23 protein-coding genes are annotated in these 25,648 nt (G+C 66.4%); 7 read left to right on the forward strand and 16 right to left on the reverse strand.

What is annotated here, in order from left to right; genetic code table 11:
* Positions 1–272: 272 nt before the first annotated feature.
* Positions 273–1,562 (reverse strand): isocitrate lyase, encoded by a 1,290-nt coding sequence (aceA, locus tag ACFXHA_RS24710; protein WP_379360545.1) that lies wholly within the window; start codon positions 1,560–1,562, stop codon positions 273–275.
* 528 nt (positions 1,563–2,090) lie between these two features.
* Between aceA and ACFXHA_RS24715 the strand changes: the two genes are divergently transcribed.
* Entirely contained in the window at positions 2,091–2,570 is a 480-nt protein-coding gene (locus ACFXHA_RS24715) for a DUF1772 domain-containing protein (protein ID WP_379360547.1), read from the forward strand.
* Positions 2,571–2,637: 67 nt separating this feature from the next.
* Here the strand turns inward: ACFXHA_RS24715 and ACFXHA_RS24720 are convergent, their stop codons facing one another.
* Complete coding sequence (locus ACFXHA_RS24720; protein ID WP_379360549.1) at positions 2,638–2,991, reverse strand: hypothetical protein; 354 nt, start codon at positions 2,989–2,991, stop codon at positions 2,638–2,640.
* A gap of 287 nt (positions 2,992–3,278) precedes the next feature.
* Between ACFXHA_RS24720 and ACFXHA_RS24725 the strand changes: the two genes are divergently transcribed.
* Positions 3,279–6,173 carry a tetratricopeptide repeat protein gene (locus ACFXHA_RS24725; RefSeq protein WP_379360551.1) on the forward strand — a complete coding sequence of 965 codons (2,895 nt, stop codon included), beginning with the start codon at positions 3,279–3,281 and terminating at the stop codon, positions 6,171–6,173.
* 20 nt (positions 6,174–6,193) lie between these two features.
* Here ACFXHA_RS24725 and ACFXHA_RS24730 read toward each other — a convergent pair whose 3' ends face one another.
* Together ACFXHA_RS24730 and ACFXHA_RS24735 are read right to left on the reverse strand one after the other, a co-directional pair.
* On the reverse strand, positions 6,194–7,435 hold the full coding sequence (locus ACFXHA_RS24730; protein ID WP_379360553.1) for a M20 family metallopeptidase: 1,242 nt from the start codon (positions 7,433–7,435) through the stop codon (positions 6,194–6,196).
* The gene (locus ACFXHA_RS24735) at positions 7,425–8,087 is read right to left on the reverse strand and encodes a 2OG-Fe dioxygenase family protein (RefSeq protein ID WP_379360555.1); all 663 of its coding nucleotides are present in this window, start codon (positions 8,085–8,087) and stop codon (positions 7,425–7,427) included. The genes ACFXHA_RS24730 and ACFXHA_RS24735 overlap by 11 nt, the downstream gene beginning before the upstream one ends.
* A gap of 455 nt (positions 8,088–8,542) precedes the next feature.
* On the opposite strand from ACFXHA_RS24735, the gene ACFXHA_RS24740 reads away from it, so the two are divergent.
* On the forward strand, positions 8,543–9,508 hold the full coding sequence (locus ACFXHA_RS24740) for an NTP transferase domain-containing protein (RefSeq protein WP_379360557.1): 966 nt from the start codon (positions 8,543–8,545) through the stop codon (positions 9,506–9,508).
* Between the two features lie 13 nt (positions 9,509–9,521).
* Positions 9,522–10,547: an XdhC family protein gene (locus ACFXHA_RS24745; protein ID WP_379360559.1), complete on the forward strand. Its 1,026-nt coding sequence runs from the start codon at positions 9,522–9,524 to the stop codon at positions 10,545–10,547.
* Positions 10,548–10,570: 23 nt separating this feature from the next.
* Here ACFXHA_RS24745 and ACFXHA_RS24750 read toward each other — a convergent pair whose 3' ends face one another.
* The 6 genes from ACFXHA_RS24750 to ACFXHA_RS24775 form a co-directional block, all read right to left on the reverse strand.
* Positions 10,571–11,680: an ABC transporter substrate-binding protein gene (locus ACFXHA_RS24750; RefSeq protein ID WP_379360561.1), complete on the reverse strand. Its 1,110-nt coding sequence runs from the start codon at positions 11,678–11,680 to the stop codon at positions 10,571–10,573.
* 79 nt (positions 11,681–11,759) lie between these two features.
* Positions 11,760–12,554 carry an ABC transporter permease gene (locus ACFXHA_RS24755; protein WP_379360720.1) on the reverse strand — a complete coding sequence of 265 codons (795 nt, stop codon included), beginning with the start codon at positions 12,552–12,554 and terminating at the stop codon, positions 11,760–11,762.
* Between the two features lie 8 nt (positions 12,555–12,562).
* Complete coding sequence (locus tag ACFXHA_RS24760; protein ID WP_379360563.1) at positions 12,563–13,339, reverse strand: ABC transporter permease; 777 nt, start codon at positions 13,337–13,339, stop codon at positions 12,563–12,565.
* Positions 13,336–14,142: an ABC transporter ATP-binding protein gene (locus ACFXHA_RS24765; RefSeq protein ID WP_379360565.1), complete on the reverse strand. Its 807-nt coding sequence runs from the start codon at positions 14,140–14,142 to the stop codon at positions 13,336–13,338. Before ACFXHA_RS24765 ends, ACFXHA_RS24760 begins: the two co-directional genes overlap by 4 nt.
* Positions 14,143–14,208: 66 nt before the next feature.
* Positions 14,209–14,577, reverse strand: a complete 369-nt coding sequence (locus tag ACFXHA_RS24770) for a hypothetical protein (RefSeq protein WP_379360567.1) — start codon at positions 14,575–14,577, stop codon at positions 14,209–14,211.
* Between the two features lie 115 nt (positions 14,578–14,692).
* Positions 14,693–15,658 (reverse strand): hexose kinase, encoded by a 966-nt coding sequence (locus tag ACFXHA_RS24775; RefSeq protein WP_379360569.1) that lies wholly within the window; start codon positions 15,656–15,658, stop codon positions 14,693–14,695.
* Positions 15,659–15,755: 97 nt separating this feature from the next.
* On the opposite strand from ACFXHA_RS24775, the gene ACFXHA_RS24780 reads away from it, so the two are divergent.
* Positions 15,756–16,196 carry a DUF4254 domain-containing protein gene (locus ACFXHA_RS24780; protein WP_379360571.1) on the forward strand — a complete coding sequence of 147 codons (441 nt, stop codon included), beginning with the start codon at positions 15,756–15,758 and terminating at the stop codon, positions 16,194–16,196.
* 423 nt (positions 16,197–16,619) lie between these two features.
* Here ACFXHA_RS24780 and ACFXHA_RS24785 read toward each other — a convergent pair whose 3' ends face one another.
* Positions 16,620–18,137: an ATP-dependent DNA ligase gene (locus tag ACFXHA_RS24785; protein ID WP_379360573.1), complete on the reverse strand. Its 1,518-nt coding sequence runs from the start codon at positions 18,135–18,137 to the stop codon at positions 16,620–16,622.
* Positions 18,138–18,266: 129 nt separating this feature from the next.
* Here ACFXHA_RS24785 and ramB point away from each other — a divergent pair, with 129 nt between their 5' ends.
* Positions 18,267–19,676, forward strand: coding sequence for an acetate metabolism transcriptional regulator RamB (gene ramB, locus ACFXHA_RS24790; protein ID WP_379360575.1), 1,410 nt, complete (start codon positions 18,267–18,269; stop codon positions 19,674–19,676).
* A 20-nt stretch (positions 19,677–19,696) separates the two neighbouring features.
* Here the strand turns inward: ramB and ACFXHA_RS24795 are convergent, their stop codons facing one another.
* From ACFXHA_RS24795 to ACFXHA_RS24815, 5 genes are all read right to left on the reverse strand, one after another.
* The gene (locus ACFXHA_RS24795; RefSeq protein WP_379360577.1) at positions 19,697–19,894 is read right to left on the reverse strand and encodes a hypothetical protein; all 198 of its coding nucleotides are present in this window, start codon (positions 19,892–19,894) and stop codon (positions 19,697–19,699) included.
* Positions 19,895–19,927: 33 nt separating this feature from the next.
* Positions 19,928–20,434 (reverse strand): hypothetical protein, encoded by a 507-nt coding sequence (locus ACFXHA_RS24800; protein WP_379360579.1) that lies wholly within the window; start codon positions 20,432–20,434, stop codon positions 19,928–19,930.
* Positions 20,435–20,766: 332 nt separating this feature from the next.
* On the reverse strand, positions 20,767–23,100 hold the full coding sequence (locus ACFXHA_RS24805; protein ID WP_379360581.1) for a hypothetical protein: 2,334 nt from the start codon (positions 23,098–23,100) through the stop codon (positions 20,767–20,769).
* Positions 23,101–23,102: 2 nt separating this feature from the next.
* A complete protein-coding gene (locus tag ACFXHA_RS24810; RefSeq protein WP_379360583.1) occupies positions 23,103–23,420 on the reverse strand; it encodes a type VII secretion target in 318 nt (105 codons plus the stop codon).
* A gap of 1,118 nt (positions 23,421–24,538) precedes the next feature.
* The gene (locus ACFXHA_RS24815; protein WP_379360585.1) at positions 24,539–24,802 is read right to left on the reverse strand and encodes a hypothetical protein; all 264 of its coding nucleotides are present in this window, start codon (positions 24,800–24,802) and stop codon (positions 24,539–24,541) included.
* A gap of 239 nt (positions 24,803–25,041) precedes the next feature.
* Here ACFXHA_RS24815 and ACFXHA_RS24820 point away from each other — a divergent pair, with 239 nt between their 5' ends.
* On the forward strand, positions 25,042–25,614 hold the full coding sequence (locus ACFXHA_RS24820) for a hypothetical protein (RefSeq protein WP_379360587.1): 573 nt from the start codon (positions 25,042–25,044) through the stop codon (positions 25,612–25,614).
* Positions 25,615–25,648: the final 34 nt, after the last annotated feature.

A 25,648-nucleotide genomic window follows, 5' to 3' on the forward strand; every position in this document is an offset into this window, starting at 1 on the left:
AGGCGTCGTATAACTGAACGACCCTGCGCCTTCTTAAGGTCTCGAACTGCGTCTTACGAAAAACGGTGTTACAGAAAACGTTATAAGGAAATGCCCTCCCCGCCGGGGCTGTCGACGGGAAGGGCGGGGTGGACTCGCCGAGAGGGGCTTGCCATCCCTCTCGGCGAATCCTGAGGTCCCGCGGCGGCGGAAGGTGTGATGCGACTGCCGCCTTGGGTTTTTGTCCTCGGAACCTGAAGTGGCTCAGATCAATCCGAGCCGCTTCCGGTGGCTCAGTGGAACTGGCCCTCTTCGGTCGAGCCCTTCAGCGCAGCGGTGCTGGTGTTGGGGTCAACGGTGGTGGCGATGGTGTCGAAGTAGCCGGCGCCGACCTCACGCTGGTGCTTGACGGCGGTGAAGCCACGCTCGGCGGCGGCCTTGAACTCGCGCTCCTGCAGGTCGACGAAGGCGGTCATGCCCTCACGGGCGTAGCCGTACGCCAGGTCGAACATGCCGTAGTTCAGCGAGTGGAAGCCGGCCAGGGTGATGAACTGGAACTTGAAGCCCATGGCGCCCAGCTCACGCTGGAACTTCGCGATGGTCGCGTCGTCCAGGTGCGCCTTCCAGTTGAACGAAGGCGAGCAGTTGTAGGCCAGCAGCTGGTCCGGGAACTCGCTGCGAACCGACTCGGCGAACTTGCGCGCGACCTCGAGGTCCGGCACGCCGGTCTCCATCCAGATGAGGTCGGCGTAGGGGGCGTAGGCCTTGGCACGCGCGATGCACGGGTCGATGCCGTTCTTGGTGCCGAAGAAGCCCTCGGCGGTGCGGGTGCCGTCCAGGAACGGGCGGTCGCGCTCGTCCACATCGGAGGTGATGAGGGTCGCGGCCTCGGCGTCGGTGCGGGCGATGATGACCGACGGCACACCGGCGACGTCGGAAGCCAGACGCGCGGAGGTCAGGGTGCGGATGTGCTGCTGGGTGGGGATCAGCACCTTGCCACCGAGGTGGCCGCACTTCTTCTCCGAAGCCAGCTGGTCTTCCCAGTGCACGCCCGCGGCGCCGGCCACGATCATGGCCTTCTGCAGCTCGTAGGCGTTCAGGGCGCCACCGAAACCGGCCTCGGCGTCGGCGACGATCGGGGCCAGCCAGTTGGCGACCGAGGTGTCACCCTCGACCTTGGCGATCTCGTCGGCGCGCAGCAGCGCGTTGTTGATGCGACGGACCACGGCCGGAACCGAGTTGGCCGGGTACAGCGACTGGTCCGGGTAGGTGTGGCCGGACAGGTTCGCGTCACCGGCGACCTGCCAACCGGACAGGTAGATGGCCTTCAGGCCGGCACGGACCTGCTGCACGGCCTGGTTGCCGGTGAGGGCGCCCAGGGAGTTGATGTAGTCCTCGTTGTTGACGAGATCCCAGAGGATCTCGGCGCCACGACGAGCGAGGGTCGCCTCCTCGACGACGGTGCCCTGCAGCTTGACGACCTGATCGGCCGTGTAGTTGCGGGTGACGCCCTTCCAGCGGGGGTTGGTGTCCCAATCCTGCTGGAGTTCCGCAGCGGTCTTCGGGGTGCCGACGTTCGACATCTCTGACTCCACTTCTTCGTTCGGTCTCGGTAGCCCCGCCGGGCGGACTTTCGCGACGTTTCCGTCTTCGATGTCCGACCACTGCTGGAGCGGCAATTTGCAGACTTGCTAGGCCCGCGAGGTGTACTTCCACACGATGGCACAGGACAAAAGTCCCGTCTACCTGTTGCAAGTGTGAATCCACGCTAGCTTTCACGAGCATTTTGCTAATGCTGCAAAATTTGCTTGTGAATAGCAGCGGCGGAATCTACTTGCCAGTAGCGCTGACATGCGGTTTTGCATAACGCTCGTACTGTTTGCGTGACGGGGGCCACCGGTGCATGACGCGCCGACGGCCGTCCAGATGTGAGCACCTTCACAGAACATTCTGATCTTGGTCGTTGTGAGGCGGACCACCGGGGTCCGCTATCCAAACCATTCGGTCGACTGAAAACTAGAAATCTAGCGGCGCTAGACAAGCTAGCTTCCGCTTGTTATCGTTGCTTCAGTTCCTAGCGCCGCTAGATTTCAGTTGAAAGAGGCAGACCGATGCTCATCCTGACCGGCCAGATCCTTGCCGCACTCGCAGTTCTCGCCAATGGCGTCGTCTACGGCACGGACTGGTCCGTCGCCCTCATCACCCGGTCGGTCTACCGCGACCACCTCGACGATGCGACCGTCACCATCAGCGCCGGCTGGGGCCACTACTACGGGGACAAGCGGATGCCGATTTTCGGGGCGGGCGGCGTTATTACCGCGGTTCTCGCTCTGGCCCTCGCCATCGCTGCCGGGCAGACCGGTGCGGCCGTCGCCGCCGGCGTCGCGCTCGCCGCGCTGCTCACCTGGCTGGCCTGCTACGTCCTGATCGCCAAGCCGATCAATACCGCTCAGACGGCCGCCGCGCAGTCCGGCGTCATTCCCGACAATGCCCGTGCGCTGCAGAACAAGTGGGACAGCATCCTCAATGCCCGGGTGGCGTTGCAGACGATTGCGCTGTCGGGCCTGCTCGCCGCCCTGGCCCTGTTCTGACCCGCCCCTGTGTGACCTCGCCGATGGGCACCCCTCCGGCCCATCGGCGCGGCCACCCGGCCGACGACTACCGGACCGCTTCCCGCACACGGGAATTGAGCGGTCCGGTTTCGTCGCCGGAGTATTCGATCGATCGCAGGGCCAGCAGGCACATCGCATCGGTGAGTTCCACCCCGAGTTCCTCGGCATGCAATCTCGCGACCAGGAGATCCGATTCCGAGTTCTCGCAGATGGATTCACACAGCAGCAGCTCCGCGAGCCGCACGCCGACCAGGGCTTGGTCCCTGGTCAAACGCCTGTTCGTGGGTAGGTAGGACAGCATCCATCGGCCCCGGTCGGGCTCCGGGGTATCGATCCGGAAGGCGACTTCCGAAACCAGGTCACTGGTGATCAGCCACTCCGAGACCACCTGAATTGCCATGCGCGAACTCCCTTCTGCGCCGTCGACCGTCGCAGTCGGTCGACCCACATTCAGAGTGCAGAAAAAAGAGCGCGAACTCCCGAAGTCTCGACGGAGAACTTCCGCAATCACGGTATGGCGCTTGACCTGGTGAAACGGTCACTGCTACCAAGGAATGTGCAATAACCGGGGGGCGGATTTCTCGGCGGTGACGCCGCGATCTCGGCGGGCCGGGCGCGCGGGGTGGCCGGGGGCCGATCGGAGGCAGGGTGAGTACTCGTCATCCTACGACCAAGGGTCCGCGTCCGATGACCAAGGCGGAGCGCCGGCGGCTGCGAGATCTGTTGGCGGACACCGGATTGACCGATGAGCAGTTGCTCCCGCTGCTGGTGTGCGAACTGCGGCAGCGCGGGCTGCGACCCCGGACGGCGTGGCGGTACGCGGCCGGGCTGGCGCGAACGAACGGCCGCCGCGAGATCGCCGAGCTCACCCTCGAGGATGTGGCGACCGAGTACAACGAGCGGCGGGCCACCCGGAGAACCGTTCAGGCCAACCAGATTTCGTATCTGGAGCGGTGGCCGACGGTGCCCAGCGGCCCGCGGCTCACCCTCGAAGTGCTCGAAACGCTGGCCGATATCTACGGCACCACCTGGGATCAGCTGGTCGACACCGAGGATCTGGCGACCCTGGGTCCCGACGAGGTGACGCGGTTCCGCGATGCCGTCGCCCGGCGCAGCACCTTGCGCGCCGGCGCCCCGGCCGCGGATCTGCCGCCGCGCGAACCGAATTTCATCGGGCGCAAGGCCGCCGTGGAGGAACTGGGCGGTCGGATAGTGGCGCATCGACGTGCCCGCAGCGAGCCGTCGGTGCACGTGATCCACGGTCATCCGGGGGTGGGCAAAACGGCATTGGCGCGCTTCGCCGAGGCATTGTTCGCCCCGCGCTATCCGGACGGCCGGATCTGGGTGGATCTGCACGGCTATACCCCCGGCCGGGAACCGCGCGAGCCCGCGGACGTGCTCGAACAGCTGCTGCTGGAGATCGGGATGCCCCGTGAGCTGATCGCCGCGGACCGGGGCCGCCGCGCCGAGCAGTGGCGCACCGCCATGGACCGCAAACAGATGTACCTCACCTTCGACAATGCGCCTGACAGCGAGCATGTGCGAGATCTGTTGCCGCAGACGCCCGGAACGCTGGTGGTGATCACCAGCCGCACCCGCTTGACCGGGCTGGCCGGGGCCGACCCACTGCATCTGGCCGCCATGACCGAGGTCGAGGCCGAGCAGTTGCTGGTGCGACTGGCGGGGCTGCCGCCCGGTTACGACCGCGCGGCCGCGCAGCAGATCGTGCGGACTGCGGCGGGGCTGCCGCTGGCCATCAAGTTGATCGCCGGTCATATCGCGTATCACGGTGAAGGCATGCTCGCCGAGTGCGCGGCCGACTTCACCGAGCTGACCGAGCGCAACAAGGAGTTGTCGGAACGCAACAAGGAGCAAGCGGCTGACGAGGGTTCACCCGCCCGGTCGGCCGATTCGCCCGCGCGCTATATCCTCGACCGCTTCCAGGCCGAGAAGGAGTCGGTGCGTACGGCTTTCGAGATGTCCTACCGCCGCCTCGGTGACCCGGATCTACAGCGACTGGTCCGGCTGCTGGGCTGGCTGCCCGGCAACGAGGTCACCGCCGAGACACTGGGCGCGATGGCCGCGATCTCGCTGGACGAGGCGAAGACCCTGATCAGTCGCCTCTCGGAGGCCGGACTGCTGGATGCGATCGTCGGCGGTCATCAGCAGTCGCGTTATCGCATGCACGATCTGAATCGACTGTGGGCGCAGGTGCAGGCCGATCTGGAGAACCAGCCCGACGATCGGCGGGCGGCGGTCGACCGCATCATCGGCCACGGCCTCATGGTGGCCCGGCAGGCGGCGACCGTGCGCCCCTTCGACGCCGCGGGCAGCCCCTACCGTGCCACCAGTTCGCTCGACGCCGCGACCCACGCCCGCGACTGGCTCAACCGGGAACGAGAACTGCTCCTCGGCTGTCTCCCGCTGGCCGGAATGCATTCCGACACCGCCGAATTGGCGCGTCTGCTGGCCTGTCACCTCTGCAGTCTCGGCCACTGGTCCGAAGCCGACCGGCTCTACGACCGTGCCCTGCGCATCGCGCACCGTCTCGACGACCGGGTCGGCCTGGGCTGGGCCCTGCTGGGCCGCGGCCGCATCCAGCGCCTCCGCGGCCATCACGACAAGGCCGCCGCCACGTTCGACGCCGCCTACCGCATCGCCCTGGAACTCTCCGACCGCCGTATCCAGGTCGAACTCCTCTGCGAACGCGGCCAGTCCGAATGGATGACCGGCGAATACCGCTGGGCCCGAACCCATTTCCAGGAGGCCCTGCAGATCTCCCGCGAGATCGGTTACCGGCAGACCGAATGCGACGCGCTGGAGGGCCTCAGCCAGGCCGAGCGGATGGCCAGCCGGTACCGGGAGGCGATCCGGCACTCCCAGGAAGCGCAGGCCATCGCCTCCGAGCTCACCGATCTGGAGCGGCTGGGCACCTCACAGTGGGGTTATGCCGAGGTGGTCCGGCTGTGGGGCCGTTTCGACATGGCCCGGCCGCTGTATCTGATGGTGCAGCGCATCGCGCGCAGCATCGAGCACCGCAAGCTCGAGGGTGACGCGTTGCGCGGGCTCGGCCATATCGAGCGGATGGCGGGCAATCCGGAGGTGGCCCGCAAACGCTACGACGCGGCGCTGGAGATCGCGCGCCGCATCGGCGACCGCTACAGCGCGGAATGGTCGCTGTGGGGGCTGGGCAATCTGGCCCGCGCGAACGGCGATCACGAGCACGCCCGCGACTGTTTCAGCGAGGCCTACGACATCGCCAAGCTGATCGACGACCCGCTCGGCCAGATCGACACCCTGCGCGGCTTGGGCCACAGCTACCGGCCAGGGGCCCAGCATGCGGACGCACCCGAATACCAGCGGGCGCGTGAGCATTACGAGGATTCGATGCGCATCGCGCACGAGATCGGCGACCAGCTCGGTCAGGCGGACGGCCTGCGCGCGCTGGGCAAGCTCGCGGCGCAGGTCGGGGACGCGGAGACGGCGTGCGACCTACTCGCGCGGGCGCAGGAACTGTATGCGGCGATCGAGTCACCGCGCGCGGAGATCCTGCTCGCCGAACGCGCCGAGCTGAAATGCTGACGGCCGATGGCGGCGGGACGTCAGGTGCAGCGCCGTAGCGCCAGGATGGCGAGAGTGTGCGCGCAGGCGGACATTTCGCTGATCAGGACGTGGTCCTCGGTGTCGGGGCCGGCGCCGCGCGGGCCGAAGAGACAGCATTCGATGCCGGCTCGGCTGAGGTGGGTGGTGTCGTTGCCGCAGTACGAGAAGGGCAGGGCCAGACCGGTTTCGGTGACCTCGTACTCCGAAACTCGGGGCAGGATCTCGCGGATGTCCTCGACCAGCGCGGAATCGGGCGACTCGTCCATGGGAGGCATATCGGTGCCGCCGACCTCGAAGACCGGCTCCGGCGGATGATCGAGGGTGATCTTCGCGTTCGGATACGCCAGACTCGCCTGTGCGACTACGGCTTCCATCGCTGCGATCACGGCTTGCGGTCCGTGCGGCGGAGGGTATCGGATGTCGATCAGCGCCGTCGCCTTGTCCGCCAGGTAGCTGATGCCGGACAGGGTGTGTTCCTCGCCGCGTCCGGCGATCAGACCGGCGACCTGCAAGCGCGGCAAGGTCTCGAAGTCCGGATGGCGCAGGCCGAATCGGGCCGGGTCGAGGACGGCGGCGTCGAGCAGGTCCAGGGTGCGGCGCAGCACGGCGATGGCGTCCACCCCTTCGCCGTGACGGCTGGTGTGAGCGGTCCGGCCGCGCACCACGATCGCGCACTTCTGGACGCCCGCCGTGCGGGTGAGCACCCGGGTCACCGAATAGGGTTCCGGCACCACCGCGGCGTCCGCCCGCAGGCCCTGTTCGAGTGCGAAGACGGTGCCGATTCCACCCTGCAGCTCGCCGACCACGAACTCCAGCAGCAGCGCGCGACGCAAGGGAATTCCGCTGCGCTGCACCATGATCGCGGCTCCCAGGATGGCCGCGAGCCCGCTCTTCATATTGTGCAGTCCGGCCCCGTAGAGCCGATCCCCGTCACGGCGCGCGATCAATCGGTCGACGGAGGCGTCGCGGCCGGGCGGGTCCATGTCGAGGTGCCCGTTCAGCAGTAGCGCGGGCGTTCCGTCGGCGGGTCCCAGTCGGCCGATGGTCTGTTTGCGGCCGGGCCGGACCTCTTGCAGGTAGGCGTCTATCCCGTGGTGCCGCAGCAGTTTTCGGACGTGCCGGGCCAGCGGTGTCTCGTGTCCGGTCGCGGATTCGATCGCGGTGAGTCCGGCGGCGATCTCCAGCAGTTCCTTCTCCGGGAGCAGCCGGTCGAGCTCGGCGGGTGGGACCTCAACGCTCATCGGGCCGGAATCCGATGAGCAGCACGTCGCGGTGGGCAGGGCGGCCGGGCACCGCGACGTCGATCGGGTGGGCGTAGTGCAGGACTCGCTCGTCGTCGAAGACGTAGGAGTCGAGTGGTTCGGTCAACTCGAACTCGCTCAGCAACTCTCGGGTGCGGCCGTCGTAGATCTCGGTCTTCCCGCCGGTGATGTTCAGCCGGTCGATCAGATGCGCCGAACCCGCCAGCAGCCCGTCCCGGTGGATGCCCTCGGGGGCGGGGCGGCCGGGTGCCAGGATGCGAATGTAGTGCGCGTCGACCAGGCAGCGCGGGGTGCGCTCGGGTTGCAGGACCTGCGCCGCCAAGAGCGGAACGGTCACGCCCGCAATGATTTTCCGGACGACAGCGGTCGCCGGATGTGCCGCCGGGATGAGTTGGAAGCGCCGCTCGATCCCACCCAGCAGCGGATTGACGGCGGTGGACTGCCAATACGGCGGCGGCTCGGGCACGATCCGCAGCTCCGCCTCCGGTAGGGCCAATTCGAAGCACTGATACGCGCGCTGCCGGTAGTCCTCCCCTGGAGGCATCCAGGCGTCGGGCCGGGTGTCGTCGCGGAAGGCAGCGGCCAAGACCGCATGCTCCGCCGGCGTGACGGCCAACTCCGACATGGACATTCGCCAGCAGCCCTCGTGGACGAGAATGTCGACACCTCCGCATGACAAGGCCGCATCTCGAGGCCGGTGAGCCGGGGACGCGGTCAGACTAGATCCTGCGCGGGCGAGAATTCGAGAACGTGGTCCCCGACACGTCATCGCGCAGGTTGCGCGCGGCGTTGCGCATACGCGCCGAGGCCGTGCCCGCCGGACACGGCCTCGGTCGTCGAGTTGAACGCGCGCCAACTCTAGAAGTGCCGAATGTCGGTCGAATTGCCTGCAGATTGCACGATCTCCGCGGCTGTTTCGACCTGGTAACCGTCCGCCGCCGGGGGTACGGGTCGGTCCGGGCCCGAGCCGTACCCACAACGGTGACCGAGCAAGATCATCCCCTCGACCGGCCGGTCGATCCCCGCCCGAGCAACCTGCAGGTCGCTTGATCAGCGAACAGCGGCGTTCGGGACTACCCTGCTCGCGTGAGTCCCGAACGCTGCGATGGAATCGTGCTCGCGGCCGGTGCCGGTCGGCGGTATGGCATGCCGAAAGTGCTGGCCGAAGACGGTCGGTGGCTGCGCGGGGCCGTCGCGGCCCTGCGCGACGGCGGCTGCGCGCGAATCATCGTGGTGCTGGGCGCCACCGGGCCCGCGCATCGCACCGCGGATGGCGGCTGGGTGGTTTCGCAAACCTCGGGCATCGCGATTCCCGAAGGCGCACAGCCGGTTTGGGCGGCCGACTGGAACATCGGCGTCAGCGCCTCGATGCGCGCCGGATTGGCCGCGGCCGCCGCGATTCCCAACCTCGCGGACCCGCATTCCACGGCCTGGGCCGGGCCGAATCAGGCCGCGGCGGAGCTGGGTCCGACCAGGGCCGAACAGGATCGGGCGGCGGCCGGGCCGAATCTTGCGGGGGCCGAACCGGATCGGGGCGGCGAGTTCGGGGCGGCGATGGGCGACGAGCCCGCGGGTGGCGCGATCTCGAACGGTTCCGGGGCGGCGGCCGGCCTTACCGTGGCGGCGGAAAACCTGCTGCGACGTGGGGGGCAAGTATCTGCTGCGCGGACTGCGAAGACAGGGAATACCTCGGTGCGGAATACCTACTCGCGGAATGCTGCGGCGGGAAGTTCCGGGGCGGGGTGGGGCGGGCCGGCCGAGTTCGTGGCGATCATGCCGGTGGATACGCCGGATGTCGGGGCGGATGTGGTCGCGCGGGTGATCGGGGCGGCGCGGGCGAGTGAGAGCCGTTTGGCGCGGGCGGTTTTCGGGGATGCGCCGGGGCATCCGGTGGTGCTGGGGCGGGGGCATTGGGCAGGGGTGTGCGCGAGCGCGGCGGGAAATTCGGGGGCGGGCACTTATTTACGGCAACGAGCGGATATGGTGTGCGTCACGTGCGATGACCTCGCAACGGGGATCGATCGGGATTATCCGGCGGGCAGCGCACTGTGATCGGGAGCATGTGATGCGGGAAATCGTCGACGACCTTCTTCGGGTATGGCACAGCGGGCGCACCGGTGGGTTGGCCACTCTCGTTCGGACACAGGGCGGTACCCAGGTGCCGGTGGGTTCGGCCATGGTGGTGGATGCGGACGGGCGGGCCTTCGGGTCGATCTCGGCCGGCTGTGCGGAGGCCGCCGCCTACGAGGCCGCGATGGAGTCGGCACGGACCGGGCGGCGCGGGCTGCAGCGGTTCGGACCGGGCAGCGGACTGGACGCACAGATGGACTGCGTCGGCACCCTGGACATCTTCACCGAGCCGTTCTCGCGCCGGCATTTCCCCGAATTCCCGGACGTGGCAGCCGATATCGCGGCGCAGCGGCAGGTCACCGTGTTCACGGTGGTGTGGCATTCGGACCCGGACGTGATCGGCCAGCATCTGATCACCGACCGCAAGCACGGCACCGAACTGGTGTCGCTGCCGGATTCGGATGTGTTCGTGTCGTCCTTCGCGCGGCCGCCGCATCTGATCCTGGTGGGCGCCAATGTGTTCGCGAGCGCGCTGGCCACCCAGGCGAAGCTGCTCGGCTACCGGATCACCATTGTCGACGCCCGGCCGACCTTCGCGAACGCCGCCGCGTATCCGGGCTGCGAGGTGGTGGTCGACTGGCCGCACCGCTACCTGAACACGCTGGCGTCCGCGGGCGAGATCGATGCCAGCACCGCCATGGTGGTGCTCTCGCACGATCCGAAATTCGAAATCCCTTTGCTCACCGTCGCTTTACGACTACCCGAGCTGGGCTACCTGGCCGCCCTGGGTACCCCGGCTTCACACGCGCATCGTTCCGAGGCCCTGCAGGCGGGTGGCTTCTCCGACGACGTCCTGGCCCGCCTGCACTCACCCGCCGGTCTGGACGTGGGCGCGCGCACCCCGGCCGAGACCGCCGTCGCGATCGCCGCCGAACTGCTGGCGGTCCGCAACGGGACCTCGGCCGAGCCGCTGTCCGCCACCCCGGGGAGCGGCAAGCGGCACGTGCAACTGGTGCGCTGAACCGCTCGCCGACGAAAAGCCGTCTACCCCTTCAATTCCGGATGCTCGGCGAACATCTCCTTGAGCACCGACAGGTCGAACAGCTTGTCCGCCTTGATGTCGATCTTGGCCTTGCCGAGCGCGGTGATGTTCTGCGCGATCAGGTCGTCGGTCATGCTGAACAGCCCGTTGACCTTCGAGTCCGCGGAGACGACCAGCCCGTTCTGGGCAGCGGCCTCCATGGTCTGCTCCTTCAACTCCAGCCGCTGATCCTTGCCGTACACCTCGACGGCCAGCCGCGCCGACTCCTCGGAGCTAGCGACCGCGTCCTTCCAGCCCTTGACCTCGGCCATCAGGAACGCCTTGAGCTTGTCGCGCTCGGAGTCGATGGTCTTCTGGCTCACCGTCAGCGTTTCCGCCACCAGCGGCAGCCCGTAGTCGGCGAACAGGAAGTTCACGTTCTGGAAGCCCTTGGAGGCCAACGTGATCGGCTCATTGGTGGCGTAGCTGACCCAGCCGTCCACCTCACCGTTGGCCAGCGGCGTCGGATCGAATTGCGCGGGCACGATGGTGACATCGCTCGGGGTCATGCCGTTGGCGGTCAGCAGGGCGTTGAAGATGAGCTGATTGGTGTCCTGCACACCGATCTTGCGGCCCTTCATGTCCTGCGGCGTCTTGATCGGCTTGGCCGCGGAGCTCACGATGCAGAACGGGTTCTTCTGATACGTGGTGCCGACGATCTTGGCCGCCAGCCCTTCCAGCACGGCGGGCGCGGTGGTCTGCGGCGCGGACATGCCGATCCAGATCTTGCCGGTGCCCAGCCCCGCCTCCACCGAGGTACTGGCCGCACCGCCCGCGATCAGGTTCACCGACCCGAATCCGGCGTCCTTGTAATAGCCCTTGGAGTCGGCGAAGTACTCGCCCGCGAACTCGATGTTCTTCAACCACGACAGCTGCACGGCGACGGTCCCGTATTTGGAACCGTCGGCCGAACTGCCGTTGCCGCCACCCGAGGAGCTGCTGCCGCAGGCGGCCAGCACACCGGCACCGCCCACCGCCGCACCGGCCAGTCCGGCGTAGCGGAGGAAGGATCGACGCCCCAGCGACGACGGGGACAACTGCGAGACCGAATCCGGCCGGAACAAACCACTCATCCGGCGAAGGTAGTCCGTTTCGATTTCGGATATTTTGCTTTTCCGCAGGTATTTGTGTGCGGCACGTTAACTCGTGATCTCAGTCGCGGCCCTGCTCCGGCGCGAAGCGCGCCAGCACCAGGTTCTCGGCCACACCGACCACCGCGTACGCGAACACCGACACCACCGTCACCAGCGCGATCGACGCCCACAACCGGTTGTACTGGAAGGTCGGGATCGCGCGGATCAGTCCCGCGCCCAAACCTGTTCCGCTGCCCAGCCATTCGCCGAGCAGCGCACCGATCAGCGCGCCGGGCACCGAGACTCGCGCGGCGGCGAACACCGACGGGAGCGCGGCCGGGATGGCCACCATGCGCATGGCGGTCCAATTCGAACCGCCGTATGCCAGCACCAGTTCCGTGGCCTGACGCGGAGCTGACCGTAGACCGGTCATGATCATCACCAGGGCCGGGAAGAACACCACGATGGCCGCCATCACGGTGACCCCGAGCAGCCCGCGGCCGAACACCAGTACGATGATCGGGGTGATCGCCACCAGCGGCACCGACCGCAGCAGCATGGCCACCGGCATGAACGCCTGCGCGACCGCCGGAATGCCGATGAACAGGGCGGCCACCACCAGCGCCGCGCCCAGCCCGGAGCCGAAGCCGATCAGGGCGTCCTTCAGGGTGATTCGCATTTCGTCGAAGATCACGTGGCGGGCATTTTCGGAGGTCGGCCCGGTCACCAGGTAGGTCCACACGTCGCCGGGACTCTTGCCGACCAGCCCGACCTGCGGGTACAGCTTCAGGAAGCCGTACCACAGCGCCACCAGCAGGATCAACGAAACCAGCAGCGGCAGCAGGAATCTGCCGATCGGACGCAGTACGTTCAGGGTCTTCATCACGCCTCCGCTCGCGTCCACGGCACCGCTACCCGCGCCACCAGCGCGACCACGGCGTAGCCCAGCCCCGCCAGGGCGGCCGCGGCCAGCGCCATGCCCCAGGTGCGCGGCACGTTGTAGGCGGTCTGCGCGGCCGTCAAGGCCACGCCGATGCCGCTGTCGACACCGCCCAGATATTCACCGATGATCGCGCCCAGCACCGCCGACGGTGCGGCGATCTTCAAGGCGGCCAAGGTATTCGGCAGCGCCGCGATCACCTGCACCCGCCACAGCCGCTGCCAGCGGCCGCCGCCGTAGGCGCGCACCAGATCCAGGCTGGTGCGATCCGCCGACCGCAGTCCGGTCACGGTGGCGACCATGGTGGTGAAGAAGCAGTACATGGCGGCCAGGAACACCGTCGGGGTGCGACCGCCGAACACCACCAGGATGATCGGGCCCAGCGCCAGCAGCGGCGTGCAGTAGCTGAGGATGGCCAACTGGGTGACCAGCATTTCGATCGGTGGAATCAGGATCACCAGCAGCGCCAGCACGATCGCCAGGGCATTGCCCCACACGAAACCCTGCAGCGCGCCCCACGCCGTGACCCGGAAGTTCGGTCCGTAGAGCGCCCAGCCGTCGGAGTACATGGTGTGCACGACATTCCACGGGCTCGGCACGGTGCCGCCCGCGACCCGCAGTTCGGCCAGCAGCGTCCACGCGGCCAGCAGCACCAGGATGCCCGCCACCCCGCCTAGTCGGGTGATCCGGAATCGCTCTCGTAGCTCGCCCCAAGTCATTCCGACGCCACCCCGCCGTGCCCGCTGCGACCGAACAACAATTCCTGTAGATAGTCGTGCAGCTTGTGGAATTCCGGGGACCGCATCATCTCCGGGGTGCGCGGGCGCGGCAGATCGATGTTCACGACCTCCACCACCCGGCCCGGGCGCGGGCTCATCACGGCCACCACATCGGAGAGGAAGACCGCCTCGGCGATGCCGTGCGTGACCATCAGTGTGGTGGCGGGCTTTTCGGTCCAGATGCGCAGCAGCTCCAGGTTCAGGCGCTGCCGGGTCATATCGTCGAGTGCGCCGAACGGCTCGTCCAGCAGCAGCACCGTCGGCTTCACCACCAGTGCGCGGGCGATCGAAACCCGTTGCCGCATACCGCCGGACAGCTGTGCGGGCTTGGCCTTCTCGAACCCGTCCAGGCCGACCAGCCGGATCAGATCCGCGACCAGCTCCTTGTCCGCGGGCAGGCCCGCGACCTGCAGCGGCAGCTTGATATTGGATTCCACACTGCGCCAGGGCAGCAACGCCGAATCCTGGAAGGCGATCCCGAACTCGTGGCGGCGGCGCAACTCCGCCGGGGTCTCGCCGTTGATCATCGCGGTGCCTGCGGACGGCGAATCCAGATCCGCGAGGATCCGCAGGATCGTCGATTTACCGCAGCCCGACGGCCCCAGCAACGACAGGAAAGCCCCTTGCGCGGTATGCAGATCCACCGCGTCCAGCGCCTGCACCACCCGCCGCCCGGAGCGGAACGTCTTGCTCAGCCCGCTGATATGAATGCCGGTACCCGCGGCGACTTCCTCCGAACTCATAGCGCCAACGGTAAGTGGCCGGAATTGCACGCAGATTGCAAATGGACAGATGAAATGACGGACTTGTTACCACCACGTTGAGGGCTCGAACCAGTCGCGCGCCTCGCGGCGGAACAGCAACACGATCACCGCCAGCGACACCAGCGGACCCAACGGACCGGGCGGCCGCCCCTCGGTGATCGACGGCACCGTCCACAACATGTTCATGGCGGCCACCAGAATCGCACCGATCCGTACCATCTGCCCCTCGGAGTTGAAGGTCAGCGCGACCAATCCGAGCAGAAACGCCGGAATGAACGGCACCGCCGTCGGAATCGCCGACCGCGCCCCGAGCAACCAGCCCTGTGAGGCCACACAGATCACCCCCAGCCCCGCCATCCCGAGCGCGAGCAACTGAGCCGCGCGCACCACCCGCGGCATCCGGTACCTGTCCACACCCGCCCCCCGACCAGGCTGAGTATCTAGGTCCGACACTCCCCCAACCTAACCCGGTCCAACCCCTCGAACCCCGCCACCACGCCGGTTCACAGCGACTCCACACCCGGCGGAGCTACGACCGCACACCCACGGATTCGAGTTCCCGGACCTGGACGGTGGGCAGCAAACGTTCGCGCAGTACCCGGTCGATCTCGCCGGCGACCGGAATGACCACGGCGGCAGCGGAAGTGGCGACGGCGTCGGCCAGGAGGGTGGGCCAGTCCGGCGCACTGTCGGCAGCCAGGGTGGCGATGAGTGCGGCCACGGCGGCGTCGCCCGCGCCGGTCGGATTGCCCGCCAGCGGTTTCGGGAGGGCCGCGGTCCAGGCCCGGGTGGGGGTGACGGCGACCATGCCCGCGCCGCCCCGGGTCACCACCACCGCGGCCACGCCGCCGACGATGAGCGGGTCCACGGCCGCCAGGATCTCGGGGATCGTGCCCGCCGGGCGGCCGGTGAGGCGTTCGAGCTCGTCGGTATTGGGGGTGAGCACCACGCCGGGCACCCGGGCCGCCAATTCCAGCGCCTGACCGTCGAAATCGCAGATGGTGGGCACTCCCGCTGCCAGAGCGGTGCGGGCCAGTTCGGCGGGCACCCCCGCGCTCACCCCGCCGGGTAGCGAACCCGCGATCACCAGACCGCTCATATCGGAGAGAAAACCGTTGACCCGCACCCGGAGCTGATCGACGGCGTGCGGTTCGGTGACCCGCGGTCCCGGCTCCCACAGCGCGGTCGCGGTGCCGTCGTCGGATTCGCTGATCACCACCGTGCGCCGCACCCACGGCAACGCGTGCACGAAATCCACCGGCATCTCGAGCTCGGCGGCCGCGGCGAAGGAATGATCGGCGAACCCGGTGGCCCGCGCGTACTTGCCGAGCTGGTTGAGCACTCGGGTCACATTGATGCCGCGCCCGCCCAGGCGCTGATCCACCGAACGCACCCGTTGCGCTCGACCCCGCTCGAAATGCTCCACCCGATACGTCATGTCGTAGGCGGGGTTCATCGTCACGGTGAGGATCACCCCATCATCACTGCATGTCACGGCACCGGATGCAACCCCTGGGGCGCATTGTGGCACCGAATGTCGTGCGGTCGAATGCCGTTGCCATTCGGAGATATTCGAAGGGCAGGATGTCGCCGTGCACTCGCTTCCGCCCAAACACCTGCTGCTGCAGGCCTGCCGCGGCCTGCCCCCCGAAGATCATCCGGTGCTGCGCTGCGCCGGATTACTCGCGGACCTCCACGAGCGGCGGCTCACCACGGCGAGCGGCACCGACCGGATCGACCATGATCGCGCGCGGCTGGTGCACGACATCGACTGCTGGGTGGCGGCCGAGCTACCCAAGGCGGCGCGCGACGCCCACCTGCACACCGAAACCGTGGGGACCGTGGTGGACCGGCTCGCCCAGTTCTCCGCGCTGGCCTATCTGACGCTGGCCATGTCCCCGGACGACGCGGTGCACGAGGCCGCGCAGCGACTCACCGAACTGGCGATCGCCTACGAGGATCTGGCGGGTGAACTGGCGACGGGCCGACGACGGCTGCCGAATCTGACCGGCACGCACGACTACGAGAATTGACCGCGGCCGGCGGTGCCCGGCGAGGGGGCAGGGCACCACCGGCCACAAAGATGGACCATGCGCAGTCCACCGTCGAGTCGAGCAGACGGCACGATTTCACAGGAATCCGCGTGGGAGATGCGGTGGCAGTACCTGCTCCTCGTCACCTGACAACCGTCCGGTCGAGATCGACCCCTGAAGCATGTCGCCCGAAGCTCGGAGAGCGCCTTGTTCCAGCTGTGAATCCTCTGTGAGGGAAGGCCCAACTCTCGGGACTCTCAGGGGCTTCGCCCCCGAACCCCCAGGAGCAACTCGGGGGCTCCGCCCCCGCACCCCCGAGGAACATCCGTGGGAGCTGCGCCCCACACCCCCAAGGAGATTCGTGGGGGCTGCACCCCACACCACCGAAAAACATTCGTGGGAGCTGCGCCCCACGCCCCTGGGCTACTTCGCGCTGGGTAGCAAGGCTCGGATGGTGTCGATGGTGTCGGCTTCGGCGGGTTCTTTGTCCGGGCGGTAGCGGACGACGCGGGCGAAGCGGAGTGCTACGCCGCCGGGGTAGCGGGGGCTGGTTTGGACGCCGTCGAGGGCTATTTCGACCACGAGTTCGGGGTAGAGGTAGACGGTTTGGGGGTCGCGGTTGCGTTCGTGGCGGGGGAATTCGGCTGTCTGCCATTGCAACAGGGCGTCGGTGAGGCCCTTGAAGGTTTTGCCGACCATGATCGGGTCGCCGCCCTCGGGGTCGCGGGCACCCAGGTGGAGGTTGGACAGGTAACCGGTGCGGCGGCCGTAGCCCCATTCCGCGCCGAGCACGATGAGGTCGAGGGTGTGGGTGGGTTTGATCTTCTGCCAGGAGCGGCCGCGGCGGCCCGCGGCGTAGGGGGCGGCCAGGGATTTGATCATGATGCCCTCGTGGCCGGCGGCCAGCGCACCGTCGAAATATTCGGCGGCGGCCTCGGCGTCGGGGGCGAGCAGGGCCGGAATGCTCAGGCCGGGGGCGACCGTGGTGAGGGCGGTGCGGCGGTCGCGCAGCGGGGCGTCGAGCAGGTCCGTGCCGTCGAGGTGCAGGCAGTCGAAGAAGTACGGGTGCAGCAGCAGTTCCTGGGCGGTGGTCGCGCCGAAGCGGCTCATGGTCTCCTGGAACGGGCGGGGGCGGCCGGAGTCGTTGAGCGCCAGCGTTTCTCCGTCGAGGACCACGCTGGTGCAGTCCAATTCCCGCACCAAACCCACCAATTCGGGCACGCTGGCGGTGATATCGCGCAGGGTGCGGGTGAAGACCCACACCTGCTCGCCGTCCCGGTGCACCTGGATGCGGGCACCGTCCATCTTGACCTCGACACTGGCCGCCCCGTCGAATTCGGCCAGCGCCTCGTCCAAGGTCCCGCCCGGTGAGGCCAGCATGGGCTGGATCGGCCGCCCGACCTCGAGCCGGAACGCCCGCAGGGCCTCGACTCCGCCGGAGCGGGCGGCGACGGCGGTGACCGGCAAGCGCCCGGACAGCATGTGGGCCCGCCGGACCGCGGCGATCGGCACCTCGAAGGCGGCGGCCACCGCTTCGGCGACGATCGCGGTCAGCGCGCCCTGGCGCATCTCCCCGGTCAGCAATCGCACCAGGAAATCGCGCTCGTCCTGGGTGGCGGCCGCGAACAACTCGCTCAGCAGTTCCTGCCGCCGCGCCGTGGACCCGGCGCCACTGACCGCCGCCAACGTCTCGAAGAGCTTGTCCACCGCACCCACGGTCAGCGTCGGTTCCGCCGCCGAGGCGATGTCGAGGGTGGTCAGCGTCCGCCACCCGGTGCCGATCCGCCCTTGCGGCAGCTCCCCCGACAACCACGCCACGACCTGCGCCAATTCCTCCGGCGCGGTCAGGCGCAGGAGCTCGGCGAAGGCACCGATCTTCTGCTTGCGCGACGATGTCGCCCGCGCGTCCCGGGACGCTTCGACCACTTCGGACAGGAGCACGTTCCGACGGTAACCCGGGCCACCGACAGCGGCCCGACCCGAAACTCGGGAACGGTGTGACCCAAAGCTCAGCAGCCCTGTTAATTTCCACGTTGGCAACCATGCGAATTCGCCAATAAACTCGGTCGCATGGCCAAGACTTTCGTCGGGGCGCGGCTGCGTCAGTTGCGCACCGAGCGCGGACTGAGTCAGGTGTCCCTGGCCAAGAAGCTCGAGATCTCCGCGAGCTATCTGAATCAGATCGAACACGACGTGCGCCCGCTCACCGTACCGGTACTGCTGCGCATCAGTGAAGTCTTCGGCGTCGACGCCGGCTTCTTCTCCTCCCAGGACGACACCCGGCTGATCGCCGAACTCCAGGAGGTGGTGATGGACCAGGAGCTCGGGGTGGAGGCCGACGCCCAGGAGATCGCCGAAATGGTGTCCGCGCACCCGGGTTTGGCGCGCGCCATGGTGAACATGCATCGCCGCTACCGGAATACGACCGCGCAGCTGGCCGCCGCCACGGAGGATCGTTTCGCCGACGGCAGCGGTTCAGGGGCCATCTCCAAACCGCACGAGGAAGTCCGCGACTACTTCTATCAGCGGCAGAACTACATTCACGAACTCGATACCGCCGCCGAGGAACTCACCCATCGCATGCGTTTCCACGGCGGTGACCTCAAGCGCGAGATACCGCGCCGCCTGGCCGACGCGCACGGCGTGCAGATCGTGGAGCGCATCGACCTCGGCGACGGCCTGCTGCACCGCTATGACACCGGTCAGCGCCGCCTGGAAATCGCCCCGCATCTCTCGGGCGGCCAGCGAGTGTTCAAACTGGCCGCCGAACTCGCGTACCTCGAATGCGGTGACCTGATCGAAAAGCTGGTGGCCGAGGGCAATTTCTCCAGCCACGAATCGATCGTGCTGGCGAAACTCGGCCTGGCCAACTATTTCGCCGCCGCGACCGTGTTGCCCTACACCCATTTCCACGAGGTGGCCGAGGATTTCCGCTACGACATCGAGCGCCTGTCGGCCTTCTTCACCCAGAGCTACGAGACCATCTGCCACCGCCTCTCGACGCTGCAACGCCCCAAACTACGCGGCGTCCCCTTCTCCTTCGTCCGCGTGGACCGCGCGGGAAACATGTCGAAACGCCAGTCCGCCACCGGTTTCCACTTCTCCTCCAGCGGCGGCACCTGCCCCCTCTGGAACGTCTACGAAACCTTCGCCTACCCCGCCAAAATCATGACCCAGATCGCCCAGATGCCCGACGGCCGCAAATACCTCTGGGTAGCCCGCACCGTAGAACGCCGAGCCACCCGCTACGGCGAACCCAGCAAAACCTTCGCTATCGGACTCGGCTGCGAACTCCGCCACGCCGGCCGCACCGTCTACGCCGACGGCCTCGACCTCAACGACCCCAAGGCAACCCCCATCGGCGCAGGCTGCCGAGTCTGCGAACGCTCCAACTGCCCCCAACGAGCCTTCCCACCCCTCGGCAAATCCCTCGACATCAGCGAACACCGAAGCTCCATCTCCCCCTACGTCATTCAGTAGAGCGCCCCGCACCCCGGCCATCACGACGGCGGCGCGAGGATGGTCCACTCACGGCTACGCTTCCAGTCTTCATAGCTGATGGCGTTGGGGAACTCCGGTGGGGCGTCCGATACCGGATCATTGTTTTCCTGCGGGTCGTCGAGATCCGGGTTATCGGGAGCTTCAAGGGGTTTCGCCAGCGCTGCTCTGATTTCCTCTGGCAGGTCCAACCAACCCATATCGCGCTCCGAATCGATGACTCGCTGACGGACTTACTGCTGTCCCGCAGGCCAGCCGGGAGAGGGGTCGAGGGTCGGAAAATGGTTCGGGTAGAAGCTCATTGGTTGCGCATTGAGTTGGTCCGGGGGCACGGGGTTGTCGGGCAGGGAGGTACAAGGGTCGTTGTACGGAACCCCTTTCGACTTGAAGCGGCTGCTGTCGACACTGATGGACTCGACCAACCAGTCCCCGAATACGTTGACCGTCGGGAATCGGGCCGGGCCTTGACCCAGCGCAGCAAGCTTCGGGGTTTCGTCTTGTGGGGCGCGAAGTTTCAGCGTGACGGCATCAGGCACCCCCACCATCAGCGAGTGAAAATCACTGGACGATGAACTGGCGGTCAATCCGTTGAACCACACGCAGGTCAGGACATCCACGGTGTGGTCCGACTGAACACCGGAAGATTCTTGCAATGAAACCAGGTAAGCGTAGAGCGTGCCGTGAATTGAACCGTGCGATGAAAGCTGACCTGAGTTCCAGACATCGTAGAGATTGTCCACATCCCCGTACCGTGATCTGGAAACCTCCGGGTGATTCCGAGTCGGCGCCACAGCGTGCTCGTACCCCAGGTAGCCGGCACTGTCGCTGATCTTGTCGGTTGTCTTTGCGGCCGCCGCAATGAAGGCTGATTCGATAGTCGCACGAGTCACGATCGCTGAATCGGAGTTGAGCGAAAGTCCAGGTGTGGCAGACCATCGGTAGGAGAACTCCGCTCTGTCAGGAATTCGATAGGGTGCGACTGGCCCAGGTTCGTGAGAGCACGCTGCTGCGAAGACCACAGCCGAGACGACCACCGCTGCGCGGCTAGCACACTCGAACATTCGACCACGTTTCATTTGGGCGGTAACCCATCCTTCCCGTGCGCGTTAGTCCAACTGGCGTCATAATTTGAGAGGTTTGGCTGAAACCGGCGCATGGCGGCCTCGAACTCGGCAAGGGTCGTTTTCGGCGCGTTACCCGCGATCTCCTCGAGTGTCTTCAGCTGACCCGTAGTCGGGTTGAAGTATTGCCCGATTTCCGGATCAGATCGTAGATTCTCACTGCCCGGCGTGAGTGCCATGCCCTGCAGGATGTTGTAAAATCGCTGCCCTGGGTTGGCATTGGCGCTCAAGTCGACGGTTTCGTGTAGATCGGGTACTGATCCCAGGAGCCATGCTTTCATCTCCGGCGAGGTCATTTTGACTTCCAACTCCACAGCATTACCGATGAGCGGAATCTGTTTGGCAGAGAATGCGGTTCCGTCCTTCACGGAGTCGAAGAGCATCGTCTCGGCTTTCAGAGTATCCGCCGCCTGAAGCCCTCTCGCCCTGAATTCATACTGCATTCCGTCGCGAGCACTCGCGTCGATCTTGCCCGCCCAGCTCGCCAGCTGATATTCCTTGCCACCGCCGGTGCCGAACTGCTGATTCAGCTGCGAGACAGCCGAGTAGGCAGAAGTATTGAAGTGCGTCGCGGCTGTCTTGTCGGAGTCAACCACTGCGAAGATGTTCTTCAGAGCACCGTCGCTGAGGCTACCCACACCGGTTGTGTGCAGCAGGTCCGGGCTCACCCCAACCATTTCGGGAATGTAGGGAGTCAATGTGGATGCCAGCGCCTGAGCCATGCCCGGGTTGGCAACGCCGAGCTCCTTCGGACCAGTGAGGGTGTTGATGTGCAGGAGGTCGTCCCCATGCGCACCAACGTAGTTCGCGAGCGCGCGCGTAGATCCGCCCGAGAGCTCTCGCAGTGATGCGTTGGAGTCGGTCGCGAATTCGCCGGCCGTGCGGACGACCGTCGAGACACCGTTGTCCTCACCTTTCCAATCATGGTTGATAACGTCGGCGATATGCGAGTCGCTGTCGTATTTGCCGCCAGGCGTGACAGTAACGTCCATGCGATGTGTGCCGTCGGATTGCGTCGGCCCGCCGGTGAGGAAGTCGTTGACGGCGACATTGTCGGTTCCGGCACGGGCGAGCAGCATGTTCGCCACGGAGTTCGGGGTGTCGGTGCTGTTGTTTGGTATGAACCCGGCCCTCGTGCCCGCGATCTCCGCTCCCTGTTTGAGTAGTCCGCGATCGATGTCGGTGCCCTGAGCCAGCGCCGAGTTCCCTTTACCGAGTAGATCGTTGAGCGCCTTGAAATCGTCCAGGCGTGGGATTTCAACACCGGTTCCGGTCGTGTACGAACGTTCGAACTTCGGGTCGGTGGTCGGCTTCTCGGTCAGCAGAGTCCGTATCTGCGTGGGCATCTGGCTCATTCCGCCCTTGTCCACGACCTTGTTCGGCTCGTCCGGGTCTTTGCCGCGGGTGTCGATCTGGGGGTTCGACATGAGCTGCAGGGCATTGGCCACATCGGCGTGCACCGCCTGCTGCTGGTCTGCGGGAAGCTTGTCGCCCAGGTGGTCGATGTCGGTGACGCTCATCCCGTTCAGTGACTGCATCAGCCCGCGCAGGTAGTCGTACTGTTCTTGCGGCAGATCCACGTTCTCCCCGCGAAGCAACGCATCGATCTGGTTCTGGGTGAGGTGGGTGGCCAGCCCGAGCCGCTCGAGCTGATCCGGGGTGGCCTTCCCGTCACGCACCGCGTCCGCATCCTGTTGGGCGACGGTCGGATTCATCCCTGAGGTGGCGGGAGTAAGGCCCGCGAGGGAATCCAGCGCTGTTTGGATCGCCGTCGCGACCGCGAGGTCGGCCTGCGCCAGGGCGAACCGCAGACGGTGCATTGCCACGTCCTGGTTTTCCGCCTCGTTCCATCTGTTCGACCGCATCGTGTTGATTTGGTCGATGATCTGTTGATCGTCTCCGGCAGCCTTGATCGCGGCGTCATAGTTGTGCTTGTCGAAGACCGTCCAATCGTTTTCGACCCCGAATCCATCGTTGCGAAGATCGGTCACTCGTTGTTTGGCGACGCTGACGAGCGCACCCAAGGTGGTCTGCCCGTTCCGGCAGGCGGTGGCGAGATCGTCGAAGGCGTCGGCCGCCTTGCGCATCTGCCGCCGCTCTCGATCGGTGCGGTATTCAGCGCCGCGACGGCCATCCCCGGACCAGTGCATCCCGTCGACGGTGTCGTACATGGTATCGGCGGTATCCCGAATGCCCTTGCCGACCGACTCTACAAGGTGCGCAACCGATTCCAGGTCGACAATCCAGCCCATCACATCATCGACAAGCGGGAACAACTCGTCCATGCTCAGCCGAGGCTGGAGTTGAAGTCGCCCAGCGCGTCGAAGCGCGTCGCCGCGTCCGTGTCGGTGTCGTGATAGGCGTCCGCTGATTCGCGCAACAGATTTGCGAACTCCTGGTACCGCCCGCGCAGCACCCCGATTGCCTTGGTCCGAGCCGGTTCGATCTTGTCCAGCTCGGCGGCCGTGTTCGACCCCTGCAAGAACGAGCCCAGCGTGCCCAACCCACCGCCGGTGGCATCAATGACCGGCAAGCGGCCGATCGCATCGGCGAGTCCATCGAAGACCCCCGCCGTGTCCCGCAATTCCTGTGCCGACACCTGCATGTCGCCCCCTAGTCATATTGCGTTCACCCACAACGTTTTTCACGTATCGAGTAAGAACAATTGAGCCGAAACGATACCAGGATGTCACTGCTGACCTTCGCTGGAATCCCAACTGCGAAGAGGGGCAAAGAGATGACCGAGCACGAGAGACTCGCGGAGCGTGCGGCTCTGATCGACACGCGATCGCCAAAGTGCGCGAACACCGAAGCTGTGTCCCGGCCAAGAGACCTCGACGACCATCAAATTGCCCAACTGGGTCGCCGATTCGTAGGTGGCGAGCGTGAACGGGGCGGCCGGGTCCTTGGGTCGGCGCAGGTCCAGGGTACCGTCGGGAAATTGCCGCTCGTCGACTCGGTCCGCATGTGCGGCAGGGTAGTTCGCGACGTCATCCTTGTTTGCGTACTGGGTTTACCACACCATCACACCGTCGGGCTGCGTGCAGATGATCTGTTGCACGGGAAGCGGATCCCCGGCGTGGGCTACCACAGTGCCCGTGGCGTTACAGCGCGCGTCACGCCAGCCCGTTGTGGCCGGATACGACGAAATGAGGATGCCGGAAGCGCGCCGTGATCGCAAGGTGTGTCCCAGGGATCCGGCTGCGGGCCCTGCGGGCGCAGGTACTTCCAATAGAAGCCGGCCGCACCGATACCTGCCACGGCCAGCAACCCCAGCACGAGCAGCAGCACCGACGCCGTCCGCCACCGCAAAGACACCTGTCCCGCTTGCGGATTCACGGGCGAAATCGCGGGATTCCAGAGTGTTGGAGGCCGCACGGTGACCGGGGGCTGCGGAATGCGGACGACCGCCATCGGCTCCGGGCTCGGACCTGCCCCAGCGAGAGCGCGTCGAGCGTCGGGCCGTGAACGGCGCGCCCGGTGAGCAACGCGAACAGCATGCAGCCGCGCGCGTATTGGTCGGCGCGATGATCGACCGGCTGGTCCGAAAGTTGTTCCGGGCGGCATAGGCCAGGGTGGCCAGCAGGGCACCCGCCCTGGTCAGCTGCTGCTGATCATCACGGAGCCTGGCGATTCCGAAGTCACCCAACGGCACCCGGTCCCGTCACGGCCCGTGGTCAGCAGGATATTGGCGGGTTGACATCTCGGTGCAGCACTCCGCGCTCATGCGCGTAATCCAAAGCGTCCGAGACCCACCGAGACGATATTCGGATGGTCCAGGCGGGCAGCCACATCGGCCTCGCACTCGAAACGCCGCCGTACCTCCTCATCCGCGTAGAGACCGCGGTTCAGCAGATTGAGTGCCACCGATCTGGGCAGCGGCGGGTGCTCCGCGAGATACACCGTGCCCATTCCACCCCGACCGAGAATCCGTTCGATCCGATATCCCGCGAACGCCGCCCCGGTGACAAGCTCTGCCCCACGCACAGTCGAACTTCTCACCCTGCCGACAAACCGGTTTCACCCTGCGGAGCCACCGCTGCCCATGCGAACCCGGCGTTCGCCCGGAATACCCCGCCGACATGGGTATGAGCCATTGACCGACGAAGCCTTGATGACCGATACGGTGACCTATTCGCGGGGTAAACGTTGGTGAAAGTCCGTACGAACATGATCATGTGAAAATGAGAAGGATCGTCGCCACGGCTGCGCTCACTATTGGGGCCATGGCGATTACGGGGGGCATTTCCTATGCCGCGCCGGAGCCCGCTACGGCGGACCTGCAATCGATTACCCAGTTCGCCGGCCGGCAGGGGGACATCTACTTCGATGCCGTGCGCTCGGATGCCGATAAGACTGTCACCGCCACGGTGTCCGGTGGCACCTTCGTTGCCACGGATGACGGGATTCAGGTTCTCGACGCTACCGGTGCGGTGACCGGCACGGTGCCTGCGGCCATCGGTGACGGCACCGGAACCATTGCGCTGCAACCGAAGATTCTCGATGGCGGCACCAAGTTGGTTGCCCAGCCGGTGTTCAGGCCGGGGCCCGGTTGCACGCCGAGTACGCCGCGTGGGCGCAGCATCGGGATCGGCACCGGTATCGGCGCTGCCATCGGGATGATCGGCGCGCTTGTCGTCGGGATCGGTATCACGGTCGCCACCATGGGTATCGGCGCGCTCGCGCTGCCGTTCGTCGTGATCGGCGGAGCCCTGATCGGTGGTGCCATCGGCGGGGCCGCGGGCGGGGCGATCCCCAATTCGGATCAGCAGGATGCCTGGGAGTGCCAGGTTCCGTAGCCCGGAAAACGATCTCCCCCAGGAGATCTCACTG

It is taken from the genome of Nocardia sp. NPDC059240 (assembly GCF_042753865.1).
Taxonomy (GTDB): Bacteria; Actinomycetota; Actinomycetes; order Mycobacteriales; family Mycobacteriaceae; genus Nocardia.

What these genes read in the sequence shown, in the direction of transcription:
- aceA (WP_379360545.1), bottom strand. Translation starts at nt 1,562, where the DNA reads ATGTCGAACGTCGGCACCCCGAAGACCGCTGCGGAACTCCAGCAGGAT.
- ACFXHA_RS24715 (WP_379360547.1), top strand. Translation starts at nt 2,091, where the DNA reads ATGCTCATCCTGACCGGCCAGATCCTTGCCGCACTCGCAGTTCTCGCC.
- ACFXHA_RS24720 (WP_379360549.1), bottom strand. Translation starts at nt 2,991, where the DNA reads ATGGCAATTCAGGTGGTCTCGGAGTGGCTGATCACCAGTGACCTGGTT.
- ACFXHA_RS24725 (WP_379360551.1), top strand. Translation starts at nt 3,279, where the DNA reads ATGACCAAGGCGGAGCGCCGGCGGCTGCGAGATCTGTTGGCGGACACC.
- ACFXHA_RS24730 (WP_379360553.1), bottom strand. Translation starts at nt 7,435, where the DNA reads ATGAGCGTTGAGGTCCCACCCGCCGAGCTCGACCGGCTGCTCCCGGAG.
- ACFXHA_RS24735 (WP_379360555.1), bottom strand. Translation starts at nt 8,087, where the DNA reads ATGTCCATGTCGGAGTTGGCCGTCACGCCGGCGGAGCATGCGGTCTTG.
- ACFXHA_RS24745 (WP_379360559.1), top strand. Translation starts at nt 9,522, where the DNA reads ATGCGGGAAATCGTCGACGACCTTCTTCGGGTATGGCACAGCGGGCGC.
- ACFXHA_RS24750 (WP_379360561.1), bottom strand. Translation starts at nt 11,680, where the DNA reads ATGAGTGGTTTGTTCCGGCCGGATTCGGTCTCGCAGTTGTCCCCGTCG.
- ACFXHA_RS24760 (WP_379360563.1), bottom strand. Translation starts at nt 13,339, where the DNA reads ATGACTTGGGGCGAGCTACGAGAGCGATTCCGGATCACCCGACTAGGC.
- ACFXHA_RS24765 (WP_379360565.1), bottom strand. Translation starts at nt 14,142, where the DNA reads ATGAGTTCGGAGGAAGTCGCCGCGGGTACCGGCATTCATATCAGCGGG.
- ramB (WP_379360575.1), top strand. Translation starts at nt 18,267, where the DNA reads ATGGCCAAGACTTTCGTCGGGGCGCGGCTGCGTCAGTTGCGCACCGAG.
- ACFXHA_RS24795 (WP_379360577.1), bottom strand. Translation starts at nt 19,894, where the DNA reads ATGGGTTGGTTGGACCTGCCAGAGGAAATCAGAGCAGCGCTGGCGAAA.
- ACFXHA_RS24805 (WP_379360581.1), bottom strand. Translation starts at nt 23,100, where the DNA reads ATGGACGAGTTGTTCCCGCTTGTCGATGATGTGATGGGCTGGATTGTC.
- ACFXHA_RS24810 (WP_379360583.1), bottom strand. Translation starts at nt 23,420, where the DNA reads ATGCAGGTGTCGGCACAGGAATTGCGGGACACGGCGGGGGTCTTCGAT.
- ACFXHA_RS24820 (WP_379360587.1), top strand. Translation starts at nt 25,042, where the DNA reads ATGGCGATTACGGGGGGCATTTCCTATGCCGCGCCGGAGCCCGCTACG.